Here is an 18,046-nt window from a genome sequence, read left to right on the forward strand (position 1 = left end):
CGGCCGCGCCGAGGACGTCCTCGGGCAGCAGGACCTCTCCGGCCGCGAGCGCGACCGTCTCGATCCGGGTGCCGAGGGCGGCGGCGAGGGCGTCGGTTGCGGCCCGGTCGGCCGGGCGGCGTACGTCCACCAGCGACGCCACCACGTAGTGCCGACGCGGCCGGACGGCGTGCAGCGCGCGGATGGTGTTGAGCGCGGTGGTGCCGGTGGAGACCTCGTCGTCGACGAGCACCACCGGCAGGGCGGCGTCCATCCGGTCGAGGTCCGCCGGCAGCAGCAGATGGCTGGTCGCGTGGCTGTGCTCCTCCTCGAACCCGCCGTAGGCGGGCACGCCGGGCACCGCCCGGCGGGTGGAGTGCACGTAGTAGGCCCCTCCGAGGGCATCAGCGACGCAGTGCCCCAGCGCGGTCGCGGTCTCGGCGTATCCGACGACGACGGCGGCAAGCGCGGGACCGGTCGTCTCCAGCCGGTCGCGAAGCCCGGCCGCGGCGTCCGGGCGGCCCTTCAGCGCCTCGATGAGCGGCTCAGCGAAGAGCCCGACATGGCCGGGACTCCCGTTCGCGGGCTCTGCGGACGTACGCGACAGCGCCGACCGCACGAGCTCGCCGAGCAGCAGCCCGGCGCCGCGCACCAGCCGCGGATCGGTCGGCACGTGCTTGCCGAGCACCGCCGAGACCAGCAGGTGGGCGCGGCGCGGATTGCGCCGCACCGCCAGTCCGAGAAGATCGGCGAGCCCGGCACCCACGGGCCGGTGCAGATCGCGGAGAGCGACGTCGAGCCGCCGCGCGACCCACCTTCCCGTCCATGCTCCGCCGTTCCGCATGTGCTCCGCGTCCTCCGCGTGCTGAGGCGCGGAAACCGGGGGCGGGCCGCCGCTCCGGGCGTCGTCCACGCTCACTGCCGGATCACGCCGCCACCGCGGCGTCGAGCAGTTCGGCGAAGGTGACGTCCTCGGCGGCGACGCCGAAGACCTTGGCCCGCAGTAGCAGCCGCTCCGCCCATGCGCGATGGGGCTTGGCCTCGTTCATCTTGTTCGCGTAACTGCTGGCCATCGCGCCCCCGGCGCCGGCCTCGCCGGCGATGTCGCTGGCATCGCAGAACTCCTCGTGGGTCACCACCGACATGGCGTGCACGGCCGCGGCATGGCTGGGATGGATCACGGTCTTGCCGGTGAGCCCGTTGGCCTTGTCGAGGTGCACCTCACGGATCAGCCCGTCGAGATCCGTCGTGATCAGCTTCTTCCGCAGCATGGCCGCGGACCGTCGCTCGAAAGGCGACTGCCGCAGTTGCGGCTTGAAGATTCGGTCGCCGGCGGAGAAGTACTCCCACACCGGCCCGGTGACGACGAAACCGGTCCCGTCGGCCCGGCCTAGCACGTTCACCACATCGGCGATCACGCTGGCGACCGGATGGATGTCGTAGATGGTCAGGTCGGGAGGCCGCCTGAGCCCGAAGGCCGAGCTCAGGTCCGTCGCTCCCAGCCGTACGGCCAGTATGCGGTCGCGGTGCTTGGCAAGCAGCGCAGCGACGTCGCGCAGCGTCTCCGCACGCGTCTCCTTGTAGATCGCCTCGCGGCTCTCGATCACCGGCATGGCGAGCAGCCGCCGGCCGGTCGTCGTGGCGGTGTCGCTCAGCGCGTCGAGGAAGGCGCTCCCCGACATGGCGGTGAACTTCGGCAGGACGAAGCCCGAGACCAGTTCGGCCGCGTCGCCCAGGCGCCGGGTGAGATCGGGGATCTGCTCGGGCACCCGGACCCGGATGAAGAGCAACGGCCCCTGGGTGCCGGCCTCGTGGGCCTTGCCCAGCTGGGCGACCAGATTCTCCTCGGCCGCCGCCACGTCCTCATCCGGGATCGAGTCCTCGAGACACGCGACCATGCTGGTGACGCCCCGCGCCGCGCACTTGCGGACATCGGCCGCGAGAGTCGGACGCGTCGCGGGGCTGTACAGCGTGGCGCCGAGCGCGACGGCAAGGGTCGCCGGGTCATCGGCTCGGTTGAAGGACCGCGGACCCCGGTGGAACAGCTGAGTCCGACGTTCAGTCGGGATGTGATCGAAATGCCGCATCCACGCGGGGTCCTTCCCGGAATCCCCCAATCCGCGTATTCCCAATCTGTGAACCGCTACAGGTGAGCAGCGACTGCGGGCAGAAGCTGCTGGAACGTACGGCCGGTGGCCGGGACGCCGATCGCGGTCATCGACCAGCCCTGACCGTCCCGTGCCACCTTCGCCATGATCTGTGCCGTGTGGCTGCCGCCACCGGTCAGCTCGTAGCGCGCCAGTTCCTGGCCCGTGGTCTCGTCCACCAGTCGGCAGAAGGCGTTCTCGATCTGCGAGAAGTCCTGCCCCGTGAAGGAGTTGACCGTGAACACGAGCTGGGTGATGTTACCCGGCACGGCCGGCAGGTCGACGTTGATCGACTCGTCGTCGCCCTCGCCCGCACCCGTGAGGTTGTCCCCGGTGTGCAGGACCGCGCCGTCCTTGCTGCGCAGCTGACGGAACCACACCGCGTCGACCAGGTTGCCGCCGCCGTCGAAGAGCAGGCACGACGCGTCGAGGTCGATCGTCTGCGCCTTCGCCTTGCCGAACCGGCCCTTCTTCTCCGCGGCGTCCCAGCCCAGGCCCATCTTCACCCGGGTGAGCGTTCCGCCACCGGGCTTGGTCAGCGAGACCTTCTGGCCCTTCTGCAGTGATACGGACATCGCCGTGTTCCCTTCTGTCGCCATTGACATCACACGTGCGGCATCACACGCTGCTGGACTGCAGCTCCTTGTCCTCGCCCGGTGTCTCCGCGCCGGCGTCGACGCGGCGGTTGCGGATGACGGAACTGGCGAACGCGGCGATGATGAGGCCCGCGCCGAGACCGCCGGTGATCAGCTCGGAGACGTGCGTCCCGATGCTGACCAGCATGCAGACGGCCAGCGCACCGATCGCCCAGTGCGCACCGTGCTCCAGGTAGACGTACTCGTGCAGAGTGCCCTTGCGCACCAGGTACACCGTCAGCGACCGGATGTACATCGCGCCGATGCCGAGGCCGAGGGCGATGACGATCGGGTCCTGGCTGACCGCGAACGCCCCGATGACCCCGTCGAAGGAGAACGACGCGTCGAGCACCTCCAGATAGAGGAAGAGGAAGAACGCGGCCTTGCCGGTGGCCAGGACCAGCCCGTTCGTTCCGCTTCGCTCGACCTGTGGCTTCTCGTCCTCGTCGCCGTCCTCGTCGTCGTCATCGTCGAGACCCGCCTCGGCGAACAGCTCACCGAGGCCGTTGACCAGGATGTACGTGATCATGCCGAGAACGCCGGCGATCATGACCTGGCTCGGGTCGTCGGCGAAGTAGCCCGCCACCACGGTGAGCGAGACGGCGGCCACCACGACCGACAGCTGGTCGAGCTTGCCGATCCGGGCGAGCGGGCCCTCGAGCCAGGGGAGCCACTTCTCCGAGCGGGACTCGAACACGAAGTCCAGGAACAGCATCAGGAGGAACATCGCCCCGAATGCCGCGATCATCGGATAAGCCTCGTGCAGCTTGTCCGCGTAAGTGGCGCCGTCGTTGAGCGCCAGGTCGATCGCCTCGATCGGGCCCAGCTTGGCGGTGATTCCCACGATGAGCAGCGGGAAGACCAGGCGCATGCCGAAGACGGCGACCGCGATGCCGATGGTGAGGAAGATCTTCTGCCAGAAGGGGCTCATCCGGTCGAGCACCTTGGCGTTCACCACGGCGTTGTCGAACGACAGTGAGATCTCCAGAACGGCCAGAATGGCGACCAGCGCCAGCCCGGACGGTCCGTCGTAGAGCAGGGCCACGAACAGCCCGAGGGCAGTGATCGCGAACGACCAGCCGAAAGTACGGAGAATCATGCGATCAGGGTCCGTTTTTCTTCAGAGATGTGCACTGCGCTTCCGTCACCCGACATTGACGCCGAAGTCCATCGCGATGCCCGCGAGGCCCGAGGCGTAACCCTGGCCGACGGCACGGAACTTCCACTCGCCGCCGTGCCGGTAGAGCTCGCCGAACACCATGGCCGTCTCGGTCGAGGCGTCCTCGGTCAGGTCGTAGCGTGCCAGTTCGGAGTTGTCGGCCTGGTTCACGATGCGGATATAGGCATTGCGCACCTGGCCGAAGCTCTGGCCGCGGGTGTCCGCGTCGTAGATCGACACCGGGAAGACGACACGGTCGCACTCCGCCGGGACCGAGGCCAGGCTGACCTTGATGGACTCGTCGTCGCCCTCACCCTCACCGGTCAGGTTGTCGCCGGTGTGCTCCACTGACCCGTCCGGGCTCTTCAGGTTGTTGAAGAACACGAAATGCTGGTCGGACATGACCTTGCCGCTGGCACCCAGCAGCAGAGCGGAGGCGTCGAGGTCGAAATCCGCTCCGGTCGTGGCCCGGGCGTCCCAGCCCAGCCCGACGAGAACGGCCGTGAGGTTCGGCGCCTGCTTGGTCAGTGAAACGTTGCCGCCCTTGCCGAGCGAAACACCCATGGTCTACTTCCCTCTTTCCTTGTGTGCCGTGTGTCAGATGTCAGATGTTCACGCCGAAGTCCAGCGCGATGCCCGCCAGCCCGGACGCGTAGCCCTGGCCGACGGCGCGGAACTTCCATTCGGTCTGATGCCTGTACAACTCTCCGAAGACCATCGCAGTTTCCGTTGCGGCGTCCTCGGTGAGGTCGTAGCGGGCGAGCTCGGAGTTGTCGGCCTGGTTCCACACCCGGATGAAGGCGTTGCGGACCTGGCCGAAGTTCTGGCGGCGGGCGTCGCCCTCATAGATCGACACCGCGAACGCGATGCGATGCGCCTCGAGCGGCACTCCGGCAAAGTCGATCTTGATCTGCTCGTCGTCGCCTTCGCCCACGCCCGTCAGATTGTCGCCGGAATGCTCGACCGAGCCGTCCGGCGTACGGAGGTTGTTGAAGAACACAAAGTGGCGATCAGAGAGCGCCTTACCGGATTCGTCGAGGACCACTGCGGCAGAGTCGAGATCGAAGTCGACGCCGGTCGTGACGCGCACGTCCCAGCCCAGTCCGACCGTTACGGCTGTGAGCCCTGGGGCCTGCTTGGTGAGTGAGACGTTGCCGCCCTTAGTGAGACTGACGCTCACTGTGCCTCCAGGTGCTGATCCGCTATGAGTTGGGTCCACGCCCCCGACTGAGATGTCGCAAGCGATGCTATCGGTTCCATTCACACCCTTCGGTATTACGAAGACGAACGGGATAGGAGGATGAGCTCGGGCGCGTTCTGCGCGAAACTACCGTAGTGACGGAGAGGGGTGCCGTGCAGAGACCAGGCGATCAGCGCAGACGTGGCCGGGGGGCGGAGGCCGCCGCGAGTGCCGTCGCGGCGAAAGATGCCGCTGCGACCGCCTTCTACGAGATGGACCAGGCACAGCGCTATGTGAACGGGCGGTTGATCGTTTTCGCCGATCTCGACGCCCGAGCGGCGGCGCGGCCCAAGGCGGAGTTCGCCACGCTCACGGAGTCCGCCGACGCGGCCGCCGCCGCCTATATCGGCATCGTGGACGCGCACGACCTCGATGAGCCTGATCGGTCGGCCGCCGAGTACGACGCCGCGCGGCGGGCGTTCATCGCCGTGACCGAGCGGCTGACGGCCCTCACCGCGGATCTCAACGCCTTCGCCGGGCGGCTGTCGCCGCAGCTCGCCTCGCTCGAGGCGGCGCTGGACGAGCTGCCCGCCAAGCTCATGGCCGCGCGGGACCTCATCGCCGAGGCCGACCGCGCGATAGCGGACGCCGACGCCAGGGGCATGCGGCCGGCCGACGCCATGACCGACGTGGCCGCCGCCCGATCCGCCCTCGAGGTCCTCAGCTCCCGCGGCCTCGGCGGGCTCGGCCTGGCGGGTGCGCTCGCCCAGGCCGACGAGGTGCGCCGGCTCGCCGAGAAGGCCAGGGAAGGCGCCCTGGCGCTGCCTCGTACGGCCGAGGAGGTCCGCAAGTCCCTGGTCGCCGTTCGCACCCGGGTGCAGGTCGTCGCGGGCCGCGTCGACCCGGTGACGGTAGCCATGAGCCAGCTCGTACGCCGCTACTCCCGTGAATGCTGGGAGGACCTGAAGGGGGCGTCCTCGGTCATCGAGGGCGCCGTGGAGCGAGCCCGCGAGCGGATCGCGGAGGCGGACGAGCTCGCCGCGCGGCAGGAGTGGAAGGCCGCCCGGCAGGCCGTCACGGCGGCCCGTACCGAGCTGACCTCCGCCGACCGCAGGGCGGGTGCGGTCACCGGGCGGCTGTCCGAACTCGATGCGGCCGCGGCCGACCCGGCCAAGGTCGCACAGCAGGCGCGGTTCGCGGTGCGGGACGCCCAGAAGATGGCCGTCACCAGTCCCGGTGGCCCGGCACCGGAGCATGTCCGCACGCTCGACGCCCTCGTCGCCCGGCTGGAGGCCGGCCCCGCCAGGCTGACGGGGCCGCACCCGGACTACTGGGCGTACCTCCGCGAGCTGGACGCCATCAAGACCGCCGCCCAGGACGTCATCACCCAGATCCGCAACGCCCGAGCCCACGGCCACTGACCGCCCCTGACGAACCCGAGGGCCCATGAGGTCGGGTCCTCCGCGCCGAGAGCGATTCAGAACAGTTCCGAGCCCCAGAAGCCGCCCTCGCGCACGCCGGGCGGGCAGGCCCAGATGCCGGAGCCGACGTGTTGGAGGTACTCGTTGAGCCCGTCGGTGGCCAGCCTGCGCTGAAGCGGGATGAATCCCTTGCGCGGGTCCCGCTGGTAGGCGATGAAGAACAGGCCCGCGTCGAGCCGGCCGAGACCGTCCGAGCCGTCGGTGAACGAGTAGCCGCGCCGCAGGATCCGGATCCCGCCGTTGCTGCCCGGGTGCACCAGGCGCACGTGCGCGTTCGGGTCCATCCTGTCGAGGATGACCGGCTCGCGTTCCTTCGTCCGGCCGTAGGCGGCACCTTCGGCCTTGTCCCGCCCGATCAGGTCCTCCTGCTCCTTGAGCGAGGTGCGATCCCAGGTCTCGATGTGCATGCGGATGCGGCGGGCCACGAGATAGGAGCCGCCCGCCATCCAGTCCGAGCCGTCTCCCGGGGCCGCCCAGACGTGCTGGTCGAGCAGTCTGGTGTCGGTGCCGGCGATGTTGTTGGTGCCGTCCTTGAAGCCCATCATGTTGCGCGGCGTGTGCTCCTCGGGCGTCGTCGAGGACGTCTTGCCGAACCCGAGCTGAGACCAGCGCACCGACACCACGCCGAAGCCGATGCGGGCCAGGTTGCGGATCGCGTGCACGGCGACCTGAGGGTCGTCGGCGCAGGCCTGGACGGCGAGGTCCCCGCCGCTGCGCTCAGGGTCGAGCTTGTCGCCGGAGAAGTGCGGCAGGTCGACGAGGGCCGCCGGGCGGCGCGCCTTCAGGCCGAACCGGTCCTTGCCGCCGCTCTCGAACAGGCCGGGCCCGAAGCCGATGGTCAGGGTCAGCCGCGAGGCGGGGAGCCCGAGCGCCTCCCCGGTGTCGTCGGGCGGGGCCTCCGGAATCCCTCCGACGGCGCCGGCGCCGTGCGGGCGGCCGGCGGCCATCGCCGCTGCGGCGGCGGTCCAGTCCTTCAGCAGCTTGACGAGCTTCGCGCGGTCGTCGGTGACCACGTCGAAGGCCGCGAAGTGCAGCCGGTCCTGCACGGGCGTGGCGATGCCGGCCTGATGGGCGCCGTAGAAGGAGACGGCGCCGCCGGCGCCGGGCGATTTCTCGTCGTCGGCGCGGGTGGCGCTGACGAGACCGGCGCCGGCAGCGGCGCCCGCCAGCACGCCCACCCCGGAGACGCCGAGCAGCCTGCGCCGGCTGACGCGGGCGTCGGCGGGCCGGTCCTCGGTCATTTGCTCACAACTCCGGCGAGCTTGGACAGCGGCTCGGCGAGCGCGTCCACCGCGGTGGAGAGCTTCTTGCGCTCGGCCTTGTCCACGGTGTCGTACGAGACGTACCCGTCGCCCTCCTTGTACTTGGCGAGCAGGTCCGTGACGTTCTGGAACTCCTGGTCGAGCGTGGTGGCCAGGGCGGCGTCCTTCTCCCGCACCACCGGCAGGAGCAGCTCGTGGACCTTGCGGGCACCGTCGAGGTTGGCGGCGAAGTCGACCAGGTCGGTGTGGCTGAAGATCTCCTCCTCACCGGTGATCTTCCCCGTGGCCACCTCGTCAAGGAGCTCCTTGGCGCCGTTGGCCATGGAGGCCGGGGTGATCGGCGGGTCGAGGGTCTCGGCGCTCACCTTGGCCTTGAGCTCGGCGAGGTCCTTGACGAGCTGGTCGGCGTACTGCCCCTCGCCCTTGACCGACTTGGTCTTCCAGAGGGCCTTCTCGAGCCGGTGCCAGCCGGTCCACTTCTGGCCCTTCTCGAGGTCGGCCTCGCGGAGGTCGACCCGCGGGTCGAGGTCGCCGAACGACTCGGCGACCGGCTCGATCGACTCCCAGCCGACCCGCGACGGGGCGTAGAGCCTCTTGGCCTCGGCGATGTCGCCCTTCTTCACTGCCGCGACGAACTTGTCCGTCTTGGCGATGGTGTCGTCGACCTGCCCGTTGACATAGACCTTGTAGGCGGCGAGCGCCGAGGTGAGGCGCGGGTCGGTGGCGTGGTCGGCCTGGCCGGTGACCGTGAGGTCCTGCCGGATGCCGTCGCCGACCATTCCCGGCTTGCACGCGAGCTGGTACTTGCCCGCGTTGAGCTGCGTGGTGAGCTCGACGCTCGTGCCCGGGCCGATGTTCTCCCGCTCGGTGACGATCTTGTCGCCGGGTGCGTAGATGTAGACCTCGGTGACCTTGCTGCCCCTGTTGGTCACCTTGAAGGTCGTGGTGCCGGCCGCCAGTTCCTTCTTGGCCACGTCGCAGACCGTGTCGGTGGCGTCGACCGTGATGGCCTCGGCGGAGCCCTTGCCCCCCGTGCCGCCATCGCTCGCGTCGTCACCGCCGCAGGCGGTGAGCAGCGACATCGATACCGCGGCGGCGCCCACGAGGGCGAGGATGGGGGCAGCACGCATGTGGACTCCAAGGCTGAATTCCGGTAAGGCCAGCCTAACTTAGCCAAAGCTAACCTAAACCCGTCAAGCCGACGAGCCGCTCGATTTCCTATCTGTGACGGTCGCCACGTTCGTCGTGCAGCCCGATCGTCAGGTTCCGGGCCACCATGGGCGGCCTGCCTGCCGGCGCCTCGCCCGGATACCCGGGCTGCGGGGCCTGATGCTGCGGCGTCTCGTGCTGCCGCCGGGCGGCGTCCGTGACGGCCTCGGCCACGACGGCGGTGCCGTAGGCGCACACCTCGTGGCCACCGGCGCCGAGGGGGGTGTTGTCGAACCGCATGCCGACGACCGCGTTGGCGCCGCGGCGCCGCGCCTCCTCGGCCAGCCGGTCCATCGCCTCACGGCGCGTCTTGGCCAGCCCGATGGGCTGGTCGCCGGTCATCCGGAACGTGCCGCTGCTCTGCCCCGAGGAACGGCTCTGGTCAGCCTGGACCGATACCCCGAACACCTCGCCGAAGACCGCCCTGATCTCACAACCGGGCACGCCGTCAGTCGTCACGATCAGCATGTCCTCCACCGTAGACGACGCACGGCGCGAACCGGTCGATATAGGGAGACTCGGAACAGGACGCGAGGGCGGCGAGGGCGGCGAGGGCGGCCGGGGCGGCCGCCGGACCGCGGCCGCCGCCCGCACCGCGTCTACTCGAGGTACTCCCGCAACATCTGGGCGCGCGACGGGTGCCGCAGTTTCGCCAGGGTCTTGGACTCGATCTGGCGGATGCGCTCACGCGTGACGCCGAACTCCCGGCCGACCTCCTCGAGGGTTCGCGGATGGCCGTCCGTCAGTCCGAAGCGCAGCTGGATGATGCGCTGTTCCCGGTCCGACAGCGTGCACAGGATGTCCTCGAGCTGATCCTGCAGCAGGATGAACGCCGCCGCCTCCATCGGGACGACCGCGTCGGCGTCCTCGATGAAGTCGCCCAGGTCGGAGTCCTCCTCGCCGATGGGCGACTGCAGGGACACCGGCTCCTGGGCTATCCGCTGGATCTCGACCACCCGCTCGGACGACAGGCCCATCTCCAGCCCGATCTCCTCCGGGATGGGCTCCCGGCCGAGGTCCTGGTGCAACTGACGCTGAACCCGCACGAGCTTGTTGATCGTCTCCACCATGTGGACCGGGATCCGGATGGTCCTGGCCTGGTCGGCGATGGCTCGCGTGATGGCCTGACGGATCCACCAGGTGGCATAGGTCGAGAATTTGTACCCCTTGGTGTAATCGAATTTCTCGACGGCGCGAATGAGTCCGAGATTGCCCTCCTGGATCAGGTCGAGGAACAGCATTCCGCGGCCCACATAGCGTTTGGCGATGGACACCACCAGACGCAGGTTGGCCTCGATCAGGCGTTGCTTCGCCCGGACACCGTCGCGGGCGAGCAGTTCGAGGTCGAGCCGTTCGATCCGGGACAGGATGGCCGACCTGGCCATCTTCTCCTCGGCGAACAGTCCCGCCTCAATCGATTTCGCGAGTTCGACTTCGTCTTCTGCCGTGAGTAGCGGCACGCGACCGATCTCTCGCAGGTAGATACGGACCAAGTCGCTTGTCGATGCCCGCCTGCCGAGGTCTCCCTCGTCAACTCGCGTGAGTTCCTCGGTCTCCTGTTGAGATTCGAGGACCTCTACCCCCTGCTCTGCGAGCATCCGGACGACGCGCTCCAGCGCGTCAGCCGGCAAGTCCGAGCGATCAATAGCAGCAGCAACGTCATCGACGGTCACACCGCCACGTTCTCTGCCGCGTGCGACGAGATCTGCCACCTGCTCAACCGATGGCGCCTCGCTGGGCAGCACCGTAGGGCCCACAGTGACAGTGTGCGTCAAGGTGGGCCTGGATCACAGTCCCCAATTTCGCCGTTTCGCCTAGAGCGACCCGATCGCGCGCTCGCCCAGCCCACGTCTCTGCTGCTCAAGTGCAACAAGATCACCAAAGAGACGGTTGTAGTCTTCTTGGTTCTCGACCGGATTCAGCCGTCCGAGTTTAGACTTCAGCCGGCCGATTTCCCTGCTGAGCTGCCGCTCCTGAATTCGGGCCAACAATTCAGCTGCATATCGGTCATCTGAATCAGCGGAGGAGCGCGACTGCTCCACGGCGAGCTGGGTGATCAGCCCCTTGACCTCGTCATCGGGTGCGGCCTCCCGCAACCGGGCGACCCATTCGGCGCCGCCGGCCGCCGCCCCGACGCCCCCGGCTGCCGCGATGACGTCGCGTACGGCTGCGTGCGGCGCAGCCATGAAGGCGTCGGCCGAGAGCGCGTCGAAGGCCGGGCCCAGCATGGCCGGCCGCTGCACCGCGAGCTTGAGCGTCTCGCGCTCGCGCTGGACGTCGGGGTCGCGCGGGTCGTAGGTCGGTCGCTGCGGCGCCGCGGGCTCGGGCGCGTCCTGCCGGCCGGGAACCCCGCCGCCCCGGCCCCCGGCCCGGCCGCCGTTGCGTGGAGCGCCGGCGTGGCGGGCGGCGAGCTCGCGCACGCGGCCGAGCACGAACTCCTCGTCCATGATGCCCAGCCAGCGGTCGAGATTGACCGCGTACATCTGCCGCAGCGCGCGGTCCTTGATGCCCGCGACGACGGGCGCCGCCGCGTCGAGCGCGGCCAGGCGCCCCTCGGCGGTCTCGACGTTGTGCCGTCCGATCTCGGTGCGGACGAAGAACTCGTACAGCGGCGTGCAGGACGCGATGAGATCGCGGACCGCCGCGTCACCGTGCTTGACCCGCAGATCACAGGGGTCGAGCCCATCCGGCTGCACCGCGACGAACGTGCGGGTGGCGAACTTCTGGTCGTTCTCGAAGGCCCGTAGCGCGGCCTTCTGACCGGCCGAGTCGCCATCGAAAGTGAAGATCACTCCGCCTTCGAAGGTGTCCCGGTCCATCAGCAGCCGCCGGAGGATCTTGATGTGATCGTCGCCGAAGGCCGTGCCGCACGTGGCGATCGCGGTGCCGACCCCGGCGAGGTGGCAGGCCATCACGTCGGTATAGCCCTCGACCACCACGGCCTGGCCGCTGCGCGCGATCTCCTTCTTGGCGAGGTCGACGCCGTACAGCACCGAGCCCTTGTGGTAGATCGGCGACTCGGGGGTGTTGAGGTACTTCGGCCCGTCGTCGTCTTCGTGCAGCTTGCGCGCGCCGAACCCGATCACGTCGCCGCTCAGGTCACGGATCGGCCAGGTCAGCCGCCCGCGGAAGCGGTCCATCGGCCCCCTGCGGCCCTCTTTGGCGAGCCCACCCGCGATCATCTCCCGGTCGGAGAACCCACGGCCGCGCAGGTGACGGACGAGCGCCTCCCACTCCTTGGGCGCGTAGCCCACGCCGAAGCGCTCGGCGTCGGCCCGCTCGAATCCTCGCTCGTTGAGGAATCTGCGGCCGATCGACCCGTCCTGGCCGTTCAACTGATCGGTGTAGAACTCCGCCGCCACCTTGTGCGCCTCGACCAGCCGGGCCCGCTGGCCCTGCTCCTTGCGCGGGGTGTAGCCGCCCTCCTCGTACTGGAGCTGCACTCCCGCCTTGGCGGCCAGCCGCTCGATCGCCTCGGCGAACGAGAGGTGCTCCATCTTCTGCAGGAAGGAGACGGCGTCGCCGCCCTCTCCGCAGCCGAAGCAGTAGTAGAGGTTCTTCGAAGGGGTGACGTTGAAGGACGGCGATTTCTCGTCGTGGAAAGGACACAGGCCCTTGAGATTGCCGCCGCCGGCGTTGCGAAGCTGGAGGTACTCCCCCACGACAGCGTCGATCGGCGACCGCTCCCGTACAAGTGCGATGTCCTCATCGCGGATCCGGCCTGCCATGTCGACCGAGTCTAGTAGTGCCCGGTCACATCCCGGGCGGAACCCGTACGAGCCCGGAGGGCTGTCGGTGCCGCGGACTACCGTAACCACCATGGAGACTTCACTGGTGTGGTTGAAGCCACAGGGCGCGGAGTTCGCCGAGGTCGAGCTGTCGGGCAGCGCGCTGACGGCCACGGGGACGGCGATCGGGAGCGACCCGCTCCCCTACCGGCTGGAGTACGAACTGTTTCGAGATGGCGTGGGTCTCGGTGCCCGATCTCGGCGTGACCCTGTCACGGCAGACCTACCGGTACGTCCGCCGCGTCCCGCAGCCGGTCGTCAACTTCTCCGAGGACGATTTCACCGCCGACATCGTCTTCGACCGCGACGGGCTCGTGCTCGACTACCCCGAGATCGGCCGCCGCGCCTGACACCCAGGCGCCCTGGAACACCCTGGAACACCGTGGAGCCTCTGTACGCCAACGGCCGGACCGCTGAGGGCCAGGGCCGCGGACGACCGCATGGTCACGGCGGAGGCGGCCGCGCCGGCGGACCTCCCTGTCGTGATCACGCATTCGTCCACGCCCGGCCCTCGGGGAAGGCGAGTGATCAGCGGGTACGGAATCGGTCGAACAGCCGGTACATGAACTCGGTGCCGGTGCGCAGCGCCTCGACCCCGATGCGCTCGTCGTTGCCGTGCATGCGGACGAGTTGGTCGTTGTCGAGAACGTACGGGTAGACGCCGTATCCCGGCACGCCGCGCGAGGTCCACGGGTAGAGGCTGGTGCCGGCCTCGAACAGCGCCGGGCTGAACACCGCTCCCGGATAGGTGACGCGCGCCGCGTCCCTGATCGCGGCGTACAACGGCGAGTCGATGCTCGACGGGGCTCCGGCGAAGGTCTGGTCCAGCCGCTTCAGGGCGTCCTCCTCGCTCTCGCCGGGATTGCCGACGAGCTTGACGGTGACACCGCGCCCGGCGAGCCTGCCCCGCACCTGGGCGAGGAAGTCGCGGGGCCGCTGGCCGCCCGGGACGCCCCGGCAGTTCACCCTGACCGTCGCCGTCGACGGGATCACGTTCTCCTTGTATCCCGCGTCCTCGATCACGAACGCGTGCGTGGTGCGAAGGAGCGCCCGGTGCAGCCAGGGGTAGGAACTGCGGGCGACCACCACGGCCGCCGCCCGGTCGCGGGCGTGTTGCGACTTCGCCGAGAGCAGCAGTTCGATGGCGCGCCTGAACGCCCGGTCGTCGGTCGCCTTGGCCAGCGAGCCGAAGTACTCGCGGGTGACCGGCGTCAGCGTCACCGGGGCGAGCCAGTCGCCGAGCCGGTCGACGGCCCGCGACAGCGTCACGATCGCCGAGTCGGGGTTGGGCTTGGACGAGTGGGTCGCCGTGCCGTCGGCCACGAGGTCGAGGTTGAAATAGACCTTGTCCTGGCGGGTGACCGTGATGAGCATCGGCGTCTTACGGTCCCGTTGGGCGAGGAACCACCCGCCCTCGGTGAGCACCATCCCGGCGTTGATCTTGTCCCAGTGGTTCTCGGCGAGCCACCGCGAGCCGTACGACCCGGCCTCCTCGTCGCAGTCGGTCAGCACGATGACGTCGCGGTCGAATCTGCCGCCCTCGCTGATGTGCCGCAGGAGCGCCGCGATGAACGCGGCGTTGGCGCCCTTCATGTCGAGGGCTCCGCGACCCCAGATCTGCCCGTCCTTCACCACCCCCGCGAACGGGTCGACCGACCATTTGGCGCGTTCCACCGGGACGACGTCGGAGTGGCCGAGGAGCAGCAGCGGCGCCGCGCTCGTGGTGCCGCGGATCCGTGCGACGAGATGGACGTTGTCGGCCTTGGGGGTGGGGATGATCTCAGCCGGTACGCCCGCCGACTCCCACATCGTCTTGAGCATCTGGGCGTGCGGTCGGGTCACACCGCCCTCTCCGTGGTTCTGGGTGTCGAAGGCGAGCATCTTCTGGAGCAGGGCCAACGGGTCGAGGTCGGCGGGGCTCGGCGCCCGGACGGGCATCGCGCGGGCGGTGGTCGTGCCGCCGGCGAGCGCGTCGCCGGCGAACAGCCCGCCGGCGATCAGCGCCGCGCCCGCTCCGGCGCGGCCGAGGAAGGCTCTGCGATCGATGTTTCCGGTGCCCTGGGTGTGCTCGGACATAGATCTCCTCCTGAGGGGAAGCGGAGACCCGCGAACGGCGCTCTCACGGTTCGGCCGGGGCGCCTGTCGGCGGGGGGTCGGCGTTCTCGGTCAAGCCAGGCGACCACCCCGCGATCTCCCCGAGGACGTTGATCGTTTGAGCCACGGTGATCGTACGCCGGGAACCCCGCCGCGCACCATGCCGCGCACCATGCCGAAGGCGGGCGCGCCGGCGGGACTACCTGCCGGTCATGCCGTCAGGACCCGCCGGTGCAGGTCGGTGACCACCTTGCGGGCCGATTCGAACGCGCCGTGCTGCCAGGCGATCTCGTGGCTGAGCCAGTCGCCGCTGAAATGAACCCTGCCCTGCGGCCGGTTGAGCAGCGCGTAGGCGGCGCCTCGGGACGGCCAGCCGATCCAGGCGCCCTCGATGTGCCGCTGGCGCCTCCACGCGATCGAGGCGGACGCGACGACATCCGCGCGGTATCGCGGACCATGGATCTCGGCTCCCTGGTCGAGAGCACGCTTCAGCCGTTCGGCGTGTGTGAGCGCGGCGTAGGCGTCGGCGTTCGCGCCGAAGTTGTAGTAGCCGACGACCAGCCCGCGCCTGCCGTGGTAGCCGTGCGACGGGTACCAGATCGTCGACAGGTCCAGGTCGGTGTTGGTGATGCCTCCGTAGATGCCCTCGTCGTTCTCCCACCACCGGTTGCCGTACTCCAGGCCGAGCTTGCCCGACGACGCGGGCACGGGCGTGCCGAGCGCCGCCTGCACGTCGGCTCCGAGGTTGTGCGGAATCCTGGCGAGGACGTGCGGCGGGAGCGAGGCGACGCAGTAGTCGGCCTCGATCACCTTGGCCCGGCCGTCGCGCGTGTACCGGATCTCCACGCCGTCCTGCAGGTTCGTGATCCGCGTGACCTCCGCTCCGGTACGGATGACACCGTGGCCCACGGCCTTCGCCAGCGCGCGCGGGATCGCGTCCATGCCGCCGACCGGCTGGAACATCAGCATCGCCTGGCTGTAGCCGAACTCGAAGGACAGGCTCCGGCCGACGCCGCTCGCGAAAACCTGCGACAGGGACGGCACCGGCCCCAGCGGAACCCCCTCGACATCGCCGGCGCCGGGATCGACGGTGTAGCCGCGCCGGCCCGTCCCCTTGTAGGCGAACCCGTCGGTCCTGCCGCCGATCGCGCCGAAGTCAGACAGGAAGGACAGCAGCCGTTCCTTGTCCGTCGTGGTGAGCCGCTGATCGAGTGCCCCGGCGTCGGTCGCCTTGGCGAGCAACTCGGAGACGTACCCGTACACGTCCGCCTTCGCCGTGCGCCAGCGGACCGGTGCCGTCATGCCCGCCGACTCGTTGTAAATGTAGGCCTCGGCGTTGGAGTTGGTGAAGACCTCCAGGGGGACGCCCAGCTCACGGCAGTAGTCCATGGTGGTCATCCACTGGGCGATGCGCGCCGGCCCGGCGTTGAAGTACACGTCCTTGCCGAAGCGCACCGGCTGGGCGGCTCCGCCCATCTCCTCCAGCCGGTCGCCGCCGCGCAGCGTCCGGTTCCGGCCGCCCACCCGGTCCTGTGCCTCGAGCACGGTGCAGGCGTATCCGGCCTTGCCCAGCTCGTAGGCCGCCGTCAGCCCCGCCACGCCCGCCCCGAGGATGACGACGCTCGCGGCGGCGCGCCCCGTCAGATGGAAATCGGCCGGGCACAGAGGCTGGAACGGCACGCGCGTCGCCGCCTCGGCGCCGGGCGCGAGCCCGAGCGCTCCCATCGTGGCGAACATCGCCCCGGCGCCGCCCGTAGCGCCGATCATCGTCAGGAAACCGCGCCTGCTGTACGCCTCGGACTCCGCCGGTCTCGGCAAGGCACACCTCCAAGATCTTGTGCAGAGTCTTCGATCACCTCATTTCCGGCTAGTTCGGGTTATGTGCAGTTTTTGTTTCATTCACCGGACAATTGAGGCACGACGGCCGACCAGCGCGAGCAGGCGGTCGAGCGGCGGCGCACCTTCGGGGACCCCGATCGCCGGGGCGAACGCCGGCCTCGGCCGGTCGGAGTCGAGCCCGTCCGGGATGAAGGCGGCCACCGCCAGCGCGTGCTCGACGAGGTCCGCGTCGGGACGGTAGGAGACGCCGATCGACTGCGCGACGTCCCAGCCGTGCACGACGCAGTCCAGCATGTGCATGCCGAGCGCGACCTTGCCGGAGAAACGCCCGAACTCCCTGATCTCCAGCTCGCGGTCGAGCACGGCGTCGTCGGCGAAGGCCTTGGCGAATCGGCCCACCGAATCCACGTACGCGGCGTACGGGTCGTCCCCGAGCTCTCCCCGGTTCCATGAGCCCAGGTCGCCGCTCGCCCCGGACGCCGCGGCCGCGAAGCCGAGGTTGTCGCTCACCTGGTGGCGGATCAGCCCGTACAGCGTCCAGTCCGCGCACGGGGTCGGCAGGTGGAGCCGATCGCCGTCCACCTGGGCATTGACCGTGCCCAGCGTGTCGGCTGCTCGGTGGTCGAGTTCTCTGATGTCCACGTGCTCGACGCTAGGAGGGGCAGAGGCGCAGGAGAAGAGCCGAAATCGGCGAATCACACTGGTCCGATCTAGGGTCGGGGCGTGGACTTCCACGTGACGCTCAGCGGCCGGGGCGACCTGGGCGGGCAGATCTATCGCCGGCTCAGAGCGGCCGTGCTGGACGGGCGGCTGCGGCCGGGCCAGGCGCTGCCGCCGTCCAGGGAACTGGCCCGCCGTCTCGAGGTCTCCCGCAACACCGTGACCGGGGCGTACGACCGGCTGGTGGCCGAGGGGTTCGCCGAGAGCCGGATCGGCGCCGGCACCTTCGCACGACGGGGTGAGCCGGCCCGCGCCGGTGAGCGCGACGCGCCCCCGGCCAGACCGGTACGGCCGAGGGCGCTCTGGGCCGGGCTGACGGTGCCGACCACCCGTTTCCTCGACGACGCCCCTGAGTTCGACCTGCGGGCCGGGATCCCTGACCTGCGGCTATTCCCGTACGAGGCGTGGCGGCGGCTGACCGGTCGCGAGCTGCGGAGGGCGGCGATGGGCACGGGCATGCACGGTGACCCGGCCGGGCACGCCGGGCTGCGCGCCGCGATCGCCAGGCACATCGGCCTTTCCCGAGCCGTACGGGCCCGCGCCGACGATGTGT

17 protein-coding genes are annotated in these 18,046 nt (G+C 69.6%); 3 read left to right on the forward strand and 14 right to left on the reverse strand.

What is annotated here, in order from left to right; translation table 11 throughout:
- From HKK72_RS25845 to HKK72_RS25870, 6 genes are all read right to left on the reverse strand, one after another.
- Positions 1 to 898: phosphoribosyltransferase domain-containing protein (locus HKK72_RS25845; protein ID WP_315987451.1), on the reverse strand; the 898-nt coding region annotated here is incomplete at its 3' end.
- A gap of 7 nt (positions 899 to 905) precedes the next feature.
- The gene (locus HKK72_RS25850; protein ID WP_187237026.1) at positions 906 to 2,066 is read right to left on the reverse strand and encodes an HpcH/HpaI aldolase/citrate lyase family protein; all 1,161 of its coding nucleotides are present in this window, start codon (positions 2,064 to 2,066) and stop codon (positions 906 to 908) included.
- Positions 2,067 to 2,122: 56 nt separating this feature from the next.
- Entirely contained in the window at positions 2,123 to 2,701 is a 579-nt protein-coding gene (locus tag HKK72_RS25855) for a TerD family protein (RefSeq protein ID WP_187237027.1), read from the reverse strand.
- 43 nt (positions 2,702 to 2,744) lie between these two features.
- On the reverse strand, positions 2,745 to 3,860 hold the full coding sequence (locus tag HKK72_RS25860; RefSeq protein ID WP_187237028.1) for a DUF475 domain-containing protein: 1,116 nt from the start codon (positions 3,858 to 3,860) through the stop codon (positions 2,745 to 2,747).
- Between the two features lie 45 nt (positions 3,861 to 3,905).
- Positions 3,906 to 4,484, reverse strand: coding sequence for a TerD family protein (locus HKK72_RS25865; protein ID WP_187237029.1), 579 nt, complete (start codon positions 4,482 to 4,484; stop codon positions 3,906 to 3,908).
- Between the two features lie 40 nt (positions 4,485 to 4,524).
- Complete coding sequence (locus HKK72_RS25870; protein WP_187237030.1) at positions 4,525 to 5,100, reverse strand: TerD family protein; 576 nt, start codon at positions 5,098 to 5,100, stop codon at positions 4,525 to 4,527.
- A 155-nt stretch (positions 5,101 to 5,255) separates the two neighbouring features.
- Between HKK72_RS25870 and HKK72_RS25875 the strand changes: the two genes are divergently transcribed.
- Positions 5,256 to 6,521, forward strand: a complete 1,266-nt coding sequence (locus HKK72_RS25875) for a molecular chaperone DnaJ (protein WP_261987196.1) — start codon at positions 5,256 to 5,258, stop codon at positions 6,519 to 6,521.
- 56 nt (positions 6,522 to 6,577) lie between these two features.
- Here the strand turns inward: HKK72_RS25875 and efeB are convergent, their stop codons facing one another.
- The 5 genes from efeB to dnaG all read right to left on the reverse strand — a co-directional run bounded on the left by efeB (position 6,578) and on the right by dnaG (position 12,780).
- The gene (efeB, locus tag HKK72_RS25880) at positions 6,578 to 7,822 is read right to left on the reverse strand and encodes an iron uptake transporter deferrochelatase/peroxidase subunit (protein WP_187237032.1); all 1,245 of its coding nucleotides are present in this window, start codon (positions 7,820 to 7,822) and stop codon (positions 6,578 to 6,580) included.
- Positions 7,819 to 8,973 carry an iron uptake system protein EfeO gene (gene efeO / locus HKK72_RS25885; protein ID WP_187237033.1) on the reverse strand — a complete coding sequence of 385 codons (1,155 nt, stop codon included), beginning with the start codon at positions 8,971 to 8,973 and terminating at the stop codon, positions 7,819 to 7,821. Before efeO ends, efeB begins: the two co-directional genes overlap by 4 nt.
- A gap of 88 nt (positions 8,974 to 9,061) precedes the next feature.
- Positions 9,062 to 9,520, reverse strand: a complete 459-nt coding sequence (locus HKK72_RS25890; RefSeq protein ID WP_187237034.1) for a YbjQ family protein — start codon at positions 9,518 to 9,520, stop codon at positions 9,062 to 9,064.
- Positions 9,521 to 9,651: 131 nt separating this feature from the next.
- Positions 9,652 to 10,797 carry an RNA polymerase sigma factor RpoD gene (gene rpoD, locus HKK72_RS25895; protein WP_315987452.1) on the reverse strand — a complete coding sequence of 382 codons (1,146 nt, stop codon included), beginning with the start codon at positions 10,795 to 10,797 and terminating at the stop codon, positions 9,652 to 9,654.
- A gap of 69 nt (positions 10,798 to 10,866) precedes the next feature.
- Entirely contained in the window at positions 10,867 to 12,780 is a 1,914-nt protein-coding gene (gene dnaG, locus HKK72_RS25900) for a DNA primase (protein ID WP_187237036.1), read from the reverse strand.
- A gap of 233 nt (positions 12,781 to 13,013) precedes the next feature.
- Here dnaG and HKK72_RS41365 point away from each other — a divergent pair, with 233 nt between their 5' ends.
- A complete protein-coding gene (locus HKK72_RS41365) occupies positions 13,014 to 13,190 on the forward strand; it encodes a putative glycolipid-binding domain-containing protein (protein WP_261987197.1) in 177 nt (58 codons plus the stop codon).
- Between the two features lie 178 nt (positions 13,191 to 13,368).
- Here the strand turns inward: HKK72_RS41365 and HKK72_RS25910 are convergent, their stop codons facing one another.
- The 3 genes from HKK72_RS25910 to HKK72_RS25920 all read right to left on the reverse strand — a co-directional run bounded on the left by HKK72_RS25910 (position 13,369) and on the right by HKK72_RS25920 (position 17,415).
- Positions 13,369 to 14,916: a M20/M25/M40 family metallo-hydrolase gene (locus tag HKK72_RS25910; RefSeq protein WP_187237037.1), complete on the reverse strand. Its 1,548-nt coding sequence runs from the start codon at positions 14,914 to 14,916 to the stop codon at positions 13,369 to 13,371.
- A gap of 228 nt (positions 14,917 to 15,144) precedes the next feature.
- Complete coding sequence (locus HKK72_RS25915; protein ID WP_261987198.1) at positions 15,145 to 16,752, reverse strand: flavin monoamine oxidase family protein; 1,608 nt, start codon at positions 16,750 to 16,752, stop codon at positions 15,145 to 15,147.
- 81 nt (positions 16,753 to 16,833) lie between these two features.
- Positions 16,834 to 17,415, reverse strand: coding sequence for a TIGR03086 family metal-binding protein (locus HKK72_RS25920; protein WP_187237038.1), 582 nt, complete (start codon positions 17,413 to 17,415; stop codon positions 16,834 to 16,836).
- An 81-nt stretch (positions 17,416 to 17,496) separates the two neighbouring features.
- Between HKK72_RS25920 and HKK72_RS25925 the strand changes: the two genes are divergently transcribed.
- Positions 17,497 to 18,046 (forward strand): GntR family transcriptional regulator (locus tag HKK72_RS25925; RefSeq protein WP_187237039.1); only part of this gene is annotated, 550 nt, incomplete at its 3' end.

It is taken from the genome of Actinomadura sp. HBU206391, from assembly GCF_014323665.1.
Classification (GTDB): Bacteria; Actinomycetota; Actinomycetes; order Streptosporangiales; family Streptosporangiaceae; genus Actinomadura_C.